We start from the raw sequence: 14,270 nt of genomic DNA, 5'->3' as shown, positions 1-14,270 counted from the left end.
ATAAATTATTAACCAAAAAACTAGTTAGAATGGCTTCAGGTAAACTTTCACCAAGGCAGAAAATGATTAACCTTATGTACTTAATATTTATTGCAATGTTGGCAATGAATATGTCCAAAGAGGTTCTTTCTGCATTTGGTTATATGAATGAAAAACTAACGGATAATAATGTTACCACATCCGTAAAAAACACTGCTACATTAGAAAATTTAGCTACTAAAGCACAAGAACAACCAGAAAAATATGCTTCTTTATATGAAACCGCTAAAAAAGTGGATGAATTGTCTAAAAGCTTTAACGATTATTTAGAAACTAAAAAAGAATATTTTTTAACCCAAGTAGATGATCCAAAAGATTATGAAGCTATGGATAATGCAAATATTGGAACAGAATACTTTTTTAAAGGAGATGGGCTTACTAAAGAAGGACAAGGATTTTTAGATCATATTAACAATTATAAAAATGAAATTATTAAATTAATAGGTGAAAATAATCCGCTTGCTTCAAATATTAAAAAACGATTTGATACTTCTCCACAAAAAACAGAAGACGGTATGCAACCTTGGTTAATGAATAGATACGAAGGTTTTCCTTTAATATCTTATGTTACCAATTTTACTGCTTTACAATCAGACATTAAAACTACACAATCTGAAATTTATGGAAACCTTTTAGGGGGACAATTAGAAAGTGATGTGTCTATGTCAAATTATCAAACAATTTTAATTCCTGAAAAATCTGCATTTTTTCAAGGAGAAAACTTCAAAGGTAAAATTGTGTTAGGAAGATATGATTCCTCTTTAAAACCAGAAGAGGTAATTGTTAATGGTAAAAAAGTGACTAAAATAGAAGGTGGTGGAGCAGTTTTAGATTTTCCAGCTGGTAATGTTGGAGAACGTGAAGTAAAAGGGAAATTTGTTTTTATGGAAAATGGGAAACCTGTTGAAATCCCAATTAATGGATCTTATGCAGTTATTCCAAAACCAAATAGTGCAGTAATATCAGCAGATAAAATGAATGTTGTATATAGGGGAGTGCCTAATCCTATGACAATTTCTATTCCTGGTATTCCAGATAACTTAGTTACCGCAACAGGTGTTGGATTAAAACGTACAACAGGTATTGGTAAATACATTATGACACCAGGAACAGGTAAAGAAGTTAAGATTAGTGTTTCAGGTAAATTACCAAACGGACAAACAGTTAGTACCTCTCAAAATTTTAGAATTAAAGGAATTCCTTCTCCAGTTGGAACTATTAGAAAACAAGATGGTTATGTAAAAATGCCAAAAACTAGTTTGACAAAATCAACAGTAGGAGCTGCTTTATTAGATTTTGATTTTGATTTAACTTTAAGAACAACTGCTTTTACTATAAAAGTACCAGGGCAATCTGCTGTTGTAGTTAGAGGAAATAAAATGGATGCTCAAGCTAAAAAAGCAATTGCAAAAGCAAAAAGAGGAGATGTTGTTACAATATTTGATATTAAATCTTCGTTAGTAGGTAACTCAACCTATAAAATTAAAAATGCTTCAGCAGTAAGTGTTGAAATTCAATAAATAAATAATTAAGTGATGAAAAAAAGAAATATTGGAATTTTTATTTTAGCATTTGTATGGGGTCAAATAACCTTTGCACAATCTAATTTGTTAAATGCTAAAAAGCCTTCTGATATTGGTAAAAAAACTGCAGAACAATTAGCTGTTGATAATGATAAACCATTAGAATATGGTTATATTGATGATAGAGATGTACTATGGTCTAAAGTAGTTTGGGAATATATCGATTTAAATGAACGTATAAATTTACCATACTATTATCCAGTAGATACAACAAGTGTTTCTACGGATAGAAGATCATTATTTGACACCTTGCTAAGAGGTATTAAAAGTGGTAAAATTACAGAAGTTTATGACGACTCCTATTTTACAGCTAAAATGAGTAAAGCTGAAATTACCAGTAAATTGTATAGAATTGATACAACTGATGCTGGTTTTGATGAGCTGAATGCAGGAAACACCAATATTAATGAATATATTGATAAAGTCAATTTAACATCTCAGGATATTGAAGGTTTTAAAATTAAAGGTCTTTGGTATTTCGATAAACGACAAGGAGAACTTAAGTATAGGTTGCTAGCTTTAGCACCAGTTGCGCCAGATGTGCAAACTATGGGAAGAGAGGATGTGGATGTTTCAGAACAATTACCATTATTTTGGGTTTGGTTTCCAGATGCTCGTAAAGTTTTACATCACATGAAAGTGTTTAATCAAAAAAATTCTGCTTATCCTATTACTTACGATCATTTGTTAAATGCTAGAAGGTTTAATTCAATCATTTATAGAGAAGAAAATATATACGGAGATAGAGATGTGGCAGACTATGTAAAAGGTAATGCTTTATTTCAAGTTTTAGAATCGAATAAAATAAAAGATGAAATTCGAGCTAAAGAATCAGATATGTGGAATTATTAATTCTTGTATAAAAACTAGTATAAAACTCTTGCAATTTGCAGGAGTTTTTGTTTTTTATAAATATGAATAAAAAGGAAGTAGATTATATTATTGTTGGTTTAGGTTTGGCAGGATTGGCATTTTCAAGAATTCTTGAAAACCAAAATAAAACCTTTAAAATTTTTGAAGATAATTCTCAAAATGCTTCATTAGTTGCTAGCGGCATGTATAATCCTGTTGTTTTAAAAAGATTTACACCAGTTTGGAAAGCAAAAAAACAATTGGAAGAAGCTATTCCTTTTTATAAAGATTTAGAAAAGGTATTGCAAAATAAGTACCATTATGTTGTAGATATTTACAGGGTTTTTAAATCGATTGAAGAACAAAATAATTGGGCAATTGCTAGTGATAAATTATTACTTTCCAATTACATGATTCCTCAGATAATTAATAAAAAACATGAAGGAATTTTATCTGATTTTGGTTTTGGGAAATTGATAAATACTGGTAGAATTGACACAAAATTACTTTTAGAGGATTATAAGTCTAATTTAAAAAAGAAAAATAGTATTCAAAATGAAAATTTTGAACACTCATTATTAAAAATCCGCGAAAAAAATGTTGAATACAAGAATATAAAAGCCAGTAAAATTATTTTTTGTGAAGGGTTTGGATTGCTTAAAAATCCATTTTTCAATTACTTGCCAATGCAAGAGGCAAAAGGAGAATTACTAACCATTTATGCTCCAAATCTAAAAGTAGATTTTTTAATAAAAGCAGCAATTTTTGTTCTTCCTTTAAAAAATGATTTTTATAAAGTTGGAGCAACTTTTAATTGGAAAGATAAAACACTAAATCCAACTAAAGAAGGAAAACAGGAATTGATAAATAAACTATCTAAAGTTATAAATGTGCCATATAAAATTGTGGAACAAAGTGCAGGAATTAGGCCAACGGTAAAAGATAGAAGACCTTTAGTAGGGAAGCATCCTAAGTATAAAAACTTAGCAATATTAAACGGGTTAGGTACACGTGGAGTTATGATTGCTCCTTGGGCAGCAAATCAATTATTTTATCACTTAGAACAAGAAAAAGAATTAGATAAAGAAATTACGATTGCTCGCTATCAGAATTTATTTTCAGATTAGCATCGTAATGAAAAAAGATATTTGCCCAAATAATTCTAGACCATCTTGCTGAAAAAGGAGCACTTACAATAATTGCAACTATAATAGGAAGAAAAGATTGTTTTAAAGTTAAATTAAAGCCTAAATAACTGATAATAAATGCAATAACGGCAACTCCAACACTTAAACCGTAACTAACATACATTGCTCCATAATAAAAAGAAGGTTCTCTCATGTATTTTAATCCGCAGTTAGAACAATGTTCTTTTACTTTGAATGCTCTATTAATTTTTAGTATATTTTTTTCTTCTAAAAAATCTCCTTCGTGACATCGAGGGCATTTGTTAAATATAATGCTATAAAGCTTTGATCCTTTTTTTAACATTTTTGATAAATCTTAATAAGTATTTAATTAAAATAAATTGAGCTCCAAATTTTTTTATAGTAAGTTTGCATACTTTTATAAAAAAACAAATTTACATTTAATTATAAAATTACAATGCTTAACGTACATAATTTAACAGTGTCTTTTGCCGGTTCCGATTTATTTTCAGGGATTACATTTAAATTAAATAAAGGGGACAGAATAGGATTAATAGGAAAAAATGGAGCAGGAAAATCAACACTACTAAAAGTTATTGCAAAAGATATAGAAAGTACAAGCGGAACAATGGCTTTTGATAAAGATGTACGAATTGGATTTTTACGTCAGGATATTGATTTTGTGGAAGGCAGAACTATTTTAGAAGAAGCTTATCAGGCTTTTGAAGAAATTAAAAGGCTAGAAGCTAAATTAGATAAAATTAACCAAGAGCTTGTAGAAAGAACTGATTATGATAGCGAGTATTATCATGATTTAATGGTAGATTTAAATGAAGTAACTCACCGATATGAATTATTGGGTGGTTATAATTATAAAGGAAATACAGAAAAAATATTAACTGGATTAGGTTTTCAACGAGAAGATTTTGATAAGCTCACCAATACTTTTTCAGGAGGATGGAGAATGCGTATTGAATTAGCGAAATTATTATTGCAAAATAATGATATTTTATTGTTAGATGAGCCAACAAACCATTTAGATATTGAATCTATAATTTGGTTAGAAAATTTCTTGAAAAATTACCCAGGAGCAATTATGTTGGTTTCTCATGATAAAATGTTTTTAGATAATATTACCAACAGAACAATTGAAATTTCGTTGGGTAAAATTTACGATTACAAAAAACCATATTCTCAATTTTTATTGTTGCGTGGAGAAATAAAAGAAAAACAATTACAAGCACAAAAAAATCAAGAAAAAGAAATTAAAGCCACACAATTATTAATTGATAAATTTAGGGCTAAAGCTAATAAAGCTTCTATGGCGCAATCCTTAATAAAAAAATTAGATAAAGTGGAACGTATAGAAGTAGATACAGATGATAATGCGGTAATGAATGTTCAATTTCAAGTTTCCAAAGATCCAGGAAAAATTGTTATTGAAGCAGAAAATTTATCTAAAAGTTATGGAGAAAAACATGTATTAGAAAATGTAAATTTATTAATAGAAAGAAATAGTAAAATTGCTTTTGTTGGGCAAAATGGACAAGGAAAATCTACTTTAGCAAAAATTATTGTTGGCGAAATAGCTCATGGAGGTCATTTTAAATTAGGACATAATGTAGAGATTGGATATTTTGCTCAAAATCAATCGGAGTATCTTGAACCTGAAAAAACGGTTTTACAAATTATGGAAGATGCATCTACAGATGCAAACCGAGTTAAAGTAAGAGATATGCTAGGAGCTTTTTTGTTTAGTGGTGAAGCTGTGGATAAAAAGGCTAAAATGTTATCAGGAGGTGAAAGAAACAGATTGGCTTTATGTAAGTTATTATTATCTCCTTTTAATGTGTTAATAATGGATGAGCCAACAAATCATTTAGATATTGCATCTAAAAATGTACTTAAAAGCGCTCTAAAAAAATTTAAAGGAACTTTAATTTTAGTATCGCATGATCGTGAATTTTTACAAGGTTTAGCTACTACAGTTTACGGATTTAAAGACAAAGAGATTAAAGAATATTTAGGAGATATAGATTATTTCTTAGAACAACATCAGATTGAAAATTTAAGAGAAGCAGAAAAAAGAACAGTTGTTGTAAAAAAGAAGGAAAATGTAAAAAAAGAAGTTGTCCAATCTGCAAAAATTGGAGATAAAGAACTTAAAAAATTAAAAAATAAATTAGCAAAAATTGAAACTCAAATTGATGAGTTAGAAAATGAAATTTCAGAAATGGATGCAGAATTAGCGGAAGATTATGAAATTACTTCTGCAAAACCTAACTTTTTTGAAAACTATAAAACTAAAAAAAGCACTATAGAAAAATTGATGGAAGAATGGACTTTGCTTGAAGAGAAGTTAGAAGCTAACTAAATTTTTATAAAATTTGTTTTTAGAAACTAAAAATAGCAGAATTCAAAAAGTTAATTTCTCAGAAATTGAAAATACTCAAGTTTCTGTATTTATAAAAAGAGAAGATGAATTGCATCCTTTTATTTCGGGGAATAAATATCGAAAATTAAAATATAATTTAGAGGAAGCCGTACGATTAAAAAAAGGAACTTTGCTTACTTTTGGAGGAGCGTATTCTAATCATATTGCAGCAACAGCAGCAGCTGGTTTTGAACATAATTTTAAAACCATTGGAGTTATTAGAGGAGATGAATTAGCTACTAACTTAGATTTTATACTTAATAAAAATCCGACGTTAAAGTTTGCATCGGAGCATAATATGCAGTTTCATTTTGTTTCCAGAAAGGCTTACAGAAATAAAACTACACCAGAATTTATAGCGGATTTAAAAGAAAAATTTGGAGATTTTTATTTAGTTCCTGAAGGAGGAACTAATAAATTTGCTATTCAAGGCTGTGAAGAAATTTTGACAGAAGCAGATGATCAATACCATGTTATTTGTTCTTCCGTTGGAACAGGAGGAACTATTTCTGGAATAATAAATGCTACTAAAAAACATCAAAAAGTAATTGGTTTTCCAGCTTTAAAAGGAGATTTTCTTCAAAATGAAATCAAAAAATGGGTAACAAAAAACAAAAATTGGAGTTTAAATACTAACTATCATTTTGGAGGTTATGCAAAAGTTTCTGAAGAATTAATTACTTTTATCAATAAATTTAAACAGGAAACAAAAATACCATTAGATCCAGTTTATACTGGAAAAATGATTTTTGGATTGGTTACTTTAATTAAAAAAGGTTATTTTGAGAAAGGAACTAAAATTTTAGCTATTCATACTGGTGGTTTGCAAGGAATTGATGGAATGAATTTAGTTCTTAAAAAGAAAAAGTTACCACTAATAAAATATTAAAATGAAGTATAATTATATAATTATTGGATTGTTGAGTGTTGGTTTGCTAATCGGTTGTAAATCGAAGAAAAAAATAGCGGATTCTTCTACTAAAAAAAATAACAAAGTTGTAATTGTTACTAAAAAAAGTGAAAGTGTAACTACAAAACCTAAAACAAAAACTTCTTTTAAATATTCAACAGAAGCGTATATTAAGAAATATAAAGATATTGCAATGGAAGAAATGCGAACGTATAAAATTCCAGCGAGCATTACTTTAGCACAAGGTATTTTAGAATCGAGAAGTGGCAATAGTGAGCTTACACAAAAATCTAATAATCATTTCGGAATCAAATGTCATAAAGGATGGAATGGAGCAAAAGTGTTTCATGATGATGATAAAAATGACGAATGTTTTAGAGTGTATAAAAATCCGGACAACTCGTTTAAAGACCATTCTAAATTTTTAGTTAGCAGAAGTAGGTATCATAAATTGTTTAAACTTAAAAAAGGCGATTATGTAAAATGGGCAAAAGGATTAAGCGAAGCTGGTTACGCAACGGATAGAAGATATCCAGCTAAATTAATTGCTTTAATTGAAAAATATAACCTACATAAATACGATGAAATAGTTTTGGGTAAAAAAAGAAAAATCTCAAAAAATGATAAAGTAGAAAATTATGAGGTTGTAAAAGGAGATACTTTATATTCTATATCTAAAAGATTTGGTTTAACCGTTGAAAAACTAAAGGAGTTAAATAATTTAGAAACAAATGAAATTAGTATTGGTCAAATTTTAAGTTTGAAAGATTAATTATTCTCTTTAAAAATAAAAAACAAAACGCTTCCAATATTGGAAGCGTTTTGCCATTAATTCAAATTTAACTTACATATATTAATTATTTAAACGTTGTCTACCTTGTTTATTTCCTTTAAATCCTTGTTTGTTTATACATCCATTTGCATTTCCACGATTAAGTTTTGATTTATTCATGGTTTCCCATTTAGAAAATTGACTTGGAGTAAGAATTTTTTGCATAGCTAATTTGTGTTGTTGCATTCTATCCAAACGAGCACTTTTTAATTGAAATCTTTCATCGGTTGTTAAAGCTTTTCCATTTAATCTTCGTTCTTGCATACTTTTTTGCATTGCTTGTCTAGTTAAAGCTTGATTTTTTTGTAGTTTATAAATAGCATCTTGTTGCGATTTATTTAAATCTAACTGCAAGTTCATTCTTTTAACTTGTAAAGTAGCTATTTGATCTGGAGTATAATTAGATTGGTTTCCTTTCATTTGGTTACCTCTCATTCCTCCTCCTTGTGCGTTTATTGAACTAGTTATTACAAACATAATTACTAATAATCCTACTAATTTTTTCATGATATATTTTGTTTTAATTATTTTTATAATACTATGACATTTTAAAATAGATAAGGTTTAAAGCGTTAACAATTATTAACATTCATTAACACAACGACTAATATTTTAGCTAAATTTAAATTGATTTATTTACTGTATTTTTGCAGAATATGATGAACAAACTTTCAGATTGGCTACCAACAACAAACAAAGAAGTAAAACTAAGAGGATGGGATAATTTAGATGTTATTCTTTTTAGTGGAGATGCCTATGTAGATCATCCAGCTTTTGGTCCGGCAGTTATTGGTAGGATTTTAGAAAGTTACGGTTTAAAAGTTGCTATTGTTCCACAACCAAGTGTTCATGATAATTTGCAGGATTTTGAAAAATTAGGAAAGCCTAACTTGTTTTTTGCTGTAACCGGCGGATGTATGGATCCAATGGTTAGTAATTACACAGCAAGTAAAAAAAGACGAGATAAAGATGCATATACACCAAATGGCGATAAAGGTTTTAGACCAGATTATGCAACTACCATTTATAGCAATATTTTAAAAGATAAGTTTCCAGATGTGCCAGTTTTAATTGGGGGAATTGAAGCTTCGCTTAGAAGAGTTACTCATTATGATTATTGGAGTGATACTTTAAAACCAACTATTTTAACCGATTCAAAAGCAGATATGTTGGTATATGGAATGGGAGAGCAACCATTACGAGAAATAGTTTATTTATTACAAAAAGGAGTTCCGTTTTCAAGTTTAAAAACTATAAAACAAACTGCTTTTTTGATTCAGGAATTTGAAAAAATACCTAAAAATAAAAATTGGAGCGATGTTACTATAAATTCACATGAAGCTTGTTTAAATGATAAAAAAACATTTGCATCTAATTTTAAGATCATTGAGCAAGAATCTAATAAATTATACGCAAATAGAATTCTTCAAGAAGTTGGAAATACTACTTTAGTTATTAATCCACCATTTCCAACAATGACAGAAGCCGAAATTGACGCTTCGTTTGATTTGCCTTTTACACGATTACCACATCCAAAATATAATAAGCGAGGTCCAATTCCTGCTTTCGAAATGATTAAATTTTCTATTAATATTCATCGTGGTTGTTTTGGAGGTTGTAGTTTTTGCACTATTTCTGCACATCAAGGAAAATTTATTGCAAGTAGAAGTAAAGAATCTATTTTAAAAGAAGTAGATAAAGTTGCTAATATGCCTGATTTTAAAGGCTATTTGTCCGATATTGGAGGACCATCCGCAAATATGTACAAAATGAAAGGGAAAGTGCAGGAGATTTGTGATAAATGCGTTTCTCCTTCATGTATATCTCCTGTAATTTGTCATAATTTAGATACTTCACATAAACCGCTAACGGAAATTTATCAAGCGGTTGATAAACATCCAAAAGTTAAAAAATCGTTTATTGGAAGTGGAATTCGTTACGATATGTTAGTTCCTGAATTTAATAAAAAAGCAGACCCAAAAGAATTAGATGCTTATACAGAAGAAGTAATTACCAATCATGTTTCGGGAAGATTAAAAGTTGCGCCAGAACATACTTCAGATAATGTTTTAAAATTAATGCGAAAACCATCATTTACTTATTTTCATAAATTTAAAGAGCGTTTTGATAAAATTAATTTTAAGAAGAAATTAAACTTACAATTAATTCCTTATTTTATTTCAAGTCATCCTGCTTGTGAGTTAGAGGATATGGCAAATTTAGCTGCCGAAACAAAAGATATGGGGTTTCAATTAGAACAAGTTCAAGGATTTACACCTACTCCAATGACAGTTGCAACGGTTATTTATTATAGTGGATATCATCCTTATACTTTAAAACCGATGAAAACTCCAAAAACAAAAGCTGAAAAAGAAGAACAACATCGATTTTTCTTTTGGTATAAAAATGAAAATAAAAAGTGGATTAAAGATACGCTTACCAAAGTTGGTAAAACAGATTTAATTAAAAAATTATTAGGTTCTAATAATTGGCAAAAAAATACCAAAACAAAAGTAAAAGATACATTTAACGATACAGTCGTTTATACTTCAAGAAAGAAAAAAAGGTTTAATAAAAAGAAACCAAAAAAATAATTAATAAACTTCAATTAAGACAAACAATTAAAATGTTAAATTTGATTTTAGTTTAAAACTATATATTATTATGAAAAGAATAGTACTGTTTTTTTTAATGATTTCTTCTACATTAATGGCTCAAAATAATGTAAAAGTTGATTTAAGTAGCCCAAATTCAGCCATTTATACGCATCTTTATTTTTTGCAACCAGATTCATATGAACCTGAAAAAGCAGCAGCAACTATTTATGGTTATCAAGGTAAAGAAGCAGTAGATATAGCTATTAAAATAAAAAAAATATTAGATGGTAAAGGATTAAAAGTCGATTTTACTAAAGTCCCAACTAATAAAAATTATTCTGATACTTTAGGATATAAAATAGGACATAAATATGTATTGTTTCCTTATCGAATGCCTGATATATATGTAGAAAAAACAGGAGATAATTGGTATTATTCATCAGAAACAATAAGTAAAGTTAATGAGCTTTATAATGATGTTTACCCATGGCATACTGAAAAACTACAACATATTATCCCAGTATTTGGACATTATAAATTTTTTAAAATTGAATTATGGCAATATTTAGGATTGCTAATTTTAATTTTGATTAATGTATTTCTATTTTATGTGCTTCGTAAGATAGTATTTTATATTTTGCAGAAAATCCAGTTTTGGATTATTCATAAATCTAATGAGAATATTAAATCAGCATTAAAAAAATTAACACGACCAATTGTATTATTAATTTTAAGCGGGTTCATTAAAACCATTTTACCTTCACTTCAATTAAATTTAGATGTCAATAACATTTTGTTTTTAATGATAAACATTATGATTACGGTTTTTTGGATTTATGTTTTTCTAAAATTAGTAAAGGTTGTAATGAGTATTTATGCAGATTTTGCTGAATCAACTCATAATAAATTAGACGATCAATTAGTACCAATTCTTCAAAATTTTTTAACAGGAGTTGTGCTGTTTTTAGGAGTTTTAAAACTACTCACTTTATTTGGCATTGAGCCAGTAACTGTTATAGCAGGTGCTTCTATTGGAGGTATAGCTGTGGCGTTAGCGTCACAGGATACAGTAAAAAACCTTATTGGAACTGTAATGATTTTTGTAGATAAACCGTTTCATATTGGGGATTGGATAGAAGCTGGTCAGGTAGTTGGAACTGTGGAAACCGTTGGTTTTCGTTCAACAACCGTTAGAGCTGCCGATACATCAATATATCAAATTCCTAATAGTACTTTATCTGAAATGGTGGTAAATAACAAAGGTTTAAGAGCATATCGTCGTTATTCAACTAATTTAGGATTGCGTTATGATACACCTCCAGAATTAATTGATGCTTTTGTAAATGGGGTTAGAAAAATTATTAAGATTCATCCAGATACACGAGATGATGCTTTTAACGTGGAGTTTTCTGGTTTTGGAGATTCATCTTTGTTAATATTGGTTAACGTTTATTTTACTGCTTTAGATTGGAATAAAGAACAAGCTTCTAAACATAATTTGCATTTAAAAATTTTAAATTTAGCAAAAGACTTAGGTGTTGAATTTGCATTCCCATCCACAACCGTTTTAATTGAAGATTTCCCTGAAAAACAATCTAAAGGTTTAAAATATGATGTGGATAAAAATAGAATTAAACAAATTATTGATAATATAAATAACTAATTTAAAATGAAAAAAATAATAGCGCTATTGGTTTTAATTGCCATAATTTCTTGTGAAAATAATAAGGAAGCAAGAGCTCCAAAAAAACAAGTTACAGTTGAACAAACAACATCATCTATGGATAAAAATTTGAATAAATACGTTTCTTTTAAATTAACTTCAGATTTGAGTAAATTAACAGATAATCAGCGTAAGATGTTGCCGATTTTAATAAAAGCAGCAGACAAAATGAACGAATTGTTTTGGTATGAAGCTTATGGAAATAAATCAGAATTATTTTCAAAAATTAAAGATGAAAACACTAAGAAGTTTGCAGAAATAAATTATGGGCCTTGGGATAGACTAAATGGCAACAAATCTTTTGTTGAAGGAATTGGTGAAAAACCAAAAGGCGCTAATTATTATCCAGCGGATATAACTAAAGATGAATTTGAAAAAAGTACGGATAAAAATAAAACCAGTTTATATACTTTTATCAGAAGAAATGAAGAAGGAAAATTAACATCAATTCCGTATCATATTCAATTTGAATCTCAAGTAAAAGAAGTAGCTCAATTATTAAAGGAAGCTGCTAATTTAGCAGATGATGCAGGTTTAAAAAAATATTTAAACTTAAGAGCCGAAGCCTTTTTAACGGATAATTACCAACCAAGTGATTTTGCTTGGATGGATATGAAAAATAACACTTTAGATATTGTAATTGGGCCTATTGAAACTTATGAAGATCAGTTGTTTGGTTATAAAGCATCTCATGAAGCTTATGTTCTTATAAAAGATCAAGAGTGGGGTAAAAAATTAGCACATTTTATTAATTTTTTACCAGAATTACAAAAAGGGTTACCAGTTGATGATGCTTACAAGCAAGAAACTCCAGGAACAGATTCTGATTTAAATGCTTATGATGTGGTTTATTATGCTGGAGATTGTAATGCAGGAAGTAAAACTATAGCTATTAATTTGCCAAATGACGAGCAAGTACAACTTAAAAAAGGAACTCGAAGACTTCAATTAAAAAATGCAATGCAAGCCAAATTTGATAAAATTTTAGTGCCAATTGCAAATGAATTAATAGATAAAAATCAACGAAAATATATAAAGTTTGATGCTTTTTTCGCAAACACTATGTTTCATGAAGTTGCTCATGGTTTAGGAATAAAAAACACCATTAATAACAAAGGAACAGTTAGAAATGCTTTAAAAGAAAAAGCTTCAGCTTTAGAAGAAGGAAAAGCGGATATTTTAGGACTGTATATGGTTCAGCAGCTACATAAAAAGGGCGAAATTAAAGGAGATATGAAAGATTATATGACCACTTTTATGGCAAGTATTTTTAGATCAGTTCGATTTGGAGCATCTAGTGCGCACGGAGTTGCTAATATGATACGTTTCAACTTTTTTAAAGAAAAAGGAGCTTTTACCAAAAATGAAGATGGCACTTATAAAGTGAATTATGAAAAAATGGAAGGAGCAATGAAAGATTTATCTAATCTAATATTAACCTTACAAGGAAATGGAGATTATGAAGGAGTAACAAAATTGGTTGAAGAAAAAGGTAAAATTTCGGCAGATTTACAAAAAGATTTGGATAAATTAAGTAATGCTAATATACCTGTTGACGTAATTTTTGAACAAGGAGTAAAAACTTTAGGATTGTAAACAAACACATTGACATAATGTATACAGAAAGGGCTCAATATTTTGAGCCCTTTCTGTATCTAATTTTTATTCAATAAAAATTTTCTTAGAAACTAAACCATTTGTTGTGTTTATTCTTAAAATATAAACACCAGTAGTTGCATTTATAGGGATAGTTATAGTTCTATCTTCTAAATTATTAGTTTGTACTAATATTACTTGTCCTAAAGTATTATAAACATAAATACCTAGAATTTGAGTGTCGATCGTTTTATTAAGTACAATTTGATTACTAGTGCTTGATGCAACATTAAAACCTTCTTTTAATGTTATTTCATCAGGAGTTTTTAATCTCGGTTGAAATACTATTGAAAATCGGTTATTATAATCTCCAGCAGCTAAATTCATCTCAAAAGGGTTATCTTTTAAACTATAGGTTTCTCCTGTTAAACTGTCCTTAACATATAATTTTAGGTTATTATCAATATTTGCTAAAGAATCTATTTTAATATTGATTAAACCGTCTTGAGCTGTTTTTAAACCTAATGGTAAGTTTTGATTTTTATCAAAATTACGG

General features: G+C 28.6%; 12 protein-coding genes. 9 read left to right on the top strand and 3 right to left on the bottom strand.

Annotation, left to right across the window (positions count from 1 at the left end):
- Positions 1–29 precede the first annotated feature (29 nt).
- From gldM to R3342_RS12380, 3 genes are all read left to right on the top strand, one after another.
- Positions 30–1,559: a gliding motility protein GldM gene (gldM, locus tag R3342_RS12390; RefSeq protein ID WP_318940669.1), complete on the top strand. Its 1,530-nt coding sequence runs from the start codon at positions 30–32 to the stop codon at positions 1,557–1,559.
- A 15-nt stretch (positions 1,560–1,574) separates the two neighbouring features.
- The gene (gldN, locus tag R3342_RS12385) at positions 1,575–2,474 is read left to right on the top strand and encodes a gliding motility protein GldN (RefSeq protein WP_318940666.1); all 900 of its coding nucleotides are present in this window, start codon (positions 1,575–1,577) and stop codon (positions 2,472–2,474) included.
- 62 nt (positions 2,475–2,536) lie between these two features.
- Positions 2,537–3,601, top strand: a complete 1,065-nt coding sequence (locus R3342_RS12380; RefSeq protein WP_318940665.1) for an NAD(P)/FAD-dependent oxidoreductase — start codon at positions 2,537–2,539, stop codon at positions 3,599–3,601.
- Here the strand turns inward: R3342_RS12380 and R3342_RS12375 are convergent.
- Positions 3,564–3,965 carry a DUF983 domain-containing protein gene (locus R3342_RS12375; RefSeq protein ID WP_318940664.1) on the bottom strand — a complete coding sequence of 134 codons (402 nt, stop codon included), beginning with the start codon at positions 3,963–3,965 and terminating at the stop codon, positions 3,564–3,566. The two genes, R3342_RS12380 and R3342_RS12375, sit on opposite strands and share 38 nt — an antisense overlap.
- Positions 3,966–4,079: 114 nt before the next feature.
- Between R3342_RS12375 and R3342_RS12370 the strand changes: the two genes are divergently transcribed.
- The 3 genes from R3342_RS12370 to R3342_RS12360 are packed head-to-tail and all read left to right on the top strand — an operon-like array spanning position 4,080 to position 7,738.
- On the top strand, positions 4,080–5,996 hold the full coding sequence (locus R3342_RS12370; RefSeq protein ID WP_318940662.1) for an ABC-F family ATP-binding cassette domain-containing protein: 1,917 nt from the start codon (positions 4,080–4,082) through the stop codon (positions 5,994–5,996).
- A 13-nt stretch (positions 5,997–6,009) separates the two neighbouring features.
- On the top strand, positions 6,010–6,945 hold the full coding sequence (locus R3342_RS12365) for a 1-aminocyclopropane-1-carboxylate deaminase/D-cysteine desulfhydrase (RefSeq protein ID WP_413468716.1): 936 nt from the start codon (positions 6,010–6,012) through the stop codon (positions 6,943–6,945).
- Between the two features lies 1 nt (position 6,946).
- Positions 6,947–7,738: a glucosaminidase domain-containing protein gene (locus R3342_RS12360; protein ID WP_318940660.1), complete on the top strand. Its 792-nt coding sequence runs from the start codon at positions 6,947–6,949 to the stop codon at positions 7,736–7,738.
- Positions 7,739–7,819: 81 nt separating this feature from the next.
- Here R3342_RS12360 and R3342_RS12355 read toward each other — a convergent pair whose 3' ends face one another.
- The gene (locus R3342_RS12355) at positions 7,820–8,305 is read right to left on the bottom strand and encodes a hypothetical protein (RefSeq protein WP_318940658.1); all 486 of its coding nucleotides are present in this window, start codon (positions 8,303–8,305) and stop codon (positions 7,820–7,822) included.
- Between the two features lie 149 nt (positions 8,306–8,454).
- Here R3342_RS12355 and R3342_RS12350 point away from each other — a divergent pair, with 149 nt between their 5' ends.
- The 3 genes from R3342_RS12350 to R3342_RS12340 all read left to right on the top strand — a co-directional run bounded on the left by R3342_RS12350 (position 8,455) and on the right by R3342_RS12340 (position 13,714).
- On the top strand, positions 8,455–10,392 hold the full coding sequence (locus R3342_RS12350) for a YgiQ family radical SAM protein (protein ID WP_318940656.1): 1,938 nt from the start codon (positions 8,455–8,457) through the stop codon (positions 10,390–10,392).
- A 70-nt stretch (positions 10,393–10,462) separates the two neighbouring features.
- Positions 10,463–12,058, top strand: coding sequence for a mechanosensitive ion channel family protein (locus tag R3342_RS12345; protein WP_318940654.1), 1,596 nt, complete (start codon positions 10,463–10,465; stop codon positions 12,056–12,058).
- 6 nt (positions 12,059–12,064) lie between these two features.
- On the top strand, positions 12,065–13,714 hold the full coding sequence (locus R3342_RS12340; RefSeq protein ID WP_318940652.1) for a dipeptidyl-peptidase 3 family protein: 1,650 nt from the start codon (positions 12,065–12,067) through the stop codon (positions 13,712–13,714).
- Positions 13,715–13,780: 66 nt separating this feature from the next.
- Here R3342_RS12340 and R3342_RS12335 read toward each other — a convergent pair.
- On the bottom strand, positions 13,781–14,270 hold a 490-nt coding region (locus tag R3342_RS12335; protein WP_318940651.1), incomplete at its 5' end, for a T9SS type A sorting domain-containing protein.

Origin of the sequence: Lutibacter sp. (genome assembly GCF_033723435.1) — a bacterium.
In the GTDB taxonomy this organism is placed as follows: domain Bacteria; phylum Bacteroidota; class Bacteroidia; order Flavobacteriales; family Flavobacteriaceae; genus Lutibacter.
This window is presented reverse-complemented; position numbering and strand designations above follow the sequence as displayed.

Bases quoted from the DNA above. Each gene is read 5' to 3' on its own strand.
- R3342_RS12355 (WP_318940658.1), bottom strand. From the start codon at position 8,305: ATGAAAAAATTAGTAGGATTATTAGTAATTATGTTTGTAATAACTAGT.
- R3342_RS12345 (WP_318940654.1), top strand. From the start codon at position 10,463: ATGAAAAGAATAGTACTGTTTTTTTTAATGATTTCTTCTACATTAATG.
- R3342_RS12370 (WP_318940662.1), top strand. From the start codon at position 4,080: ATGCTTAACGTACATAATTTAACAGTGTCTTTTGCCGGTTCCGATTTA.
- R3342_RS12380 (WP_318940665.1), top strand. From the start codon at position 2,537: ATGAATAAAAAGGAAGTAGATTATATTATTGTTGGTTTAGGTTTGGCA.
- R3342_RS12375 (WP_318940664.1), bottom strand. From the start codon at position 3,965: ATGTTAAAAAAAGGATCAAAGCTTTATAGCATTATATTTAACAAATGC.
- gldN (WP_318940666.1), top strand. From the start codon at position 1,575: ATGAAAAAAAGAAATATTGGAATTTTTATTTTAGCATTTGTATGGGGT.
- R3342_RS12350 (WP_318940656.1), top strand. From the start codon at position 8,455: ATGATGAACAAACTTTCAGATTGGCTACCAACAACAAACAAAGAAGTA.
- R3342_RS12340 (WP_318940652.1), top strand. From the start codon at position 12,065: ATGAAAAAAATAATAGCGCTATTGGTTTTAATTGCCATAATTTCTTGT.
- R3342_RS12360 (WP_318940660.1), top strand. From the start codon at position 6,947: ATGAAGTATAATTATATAATTATTGGATTGTTGAGTGTTGGTTTGCTA.
- gldM (WP_318940669.1), top strand. From the start codon at position 30: ATGGCTTCAGGTAAACTTTCACCAAGGCAGAAAATGATTAACCTTATG.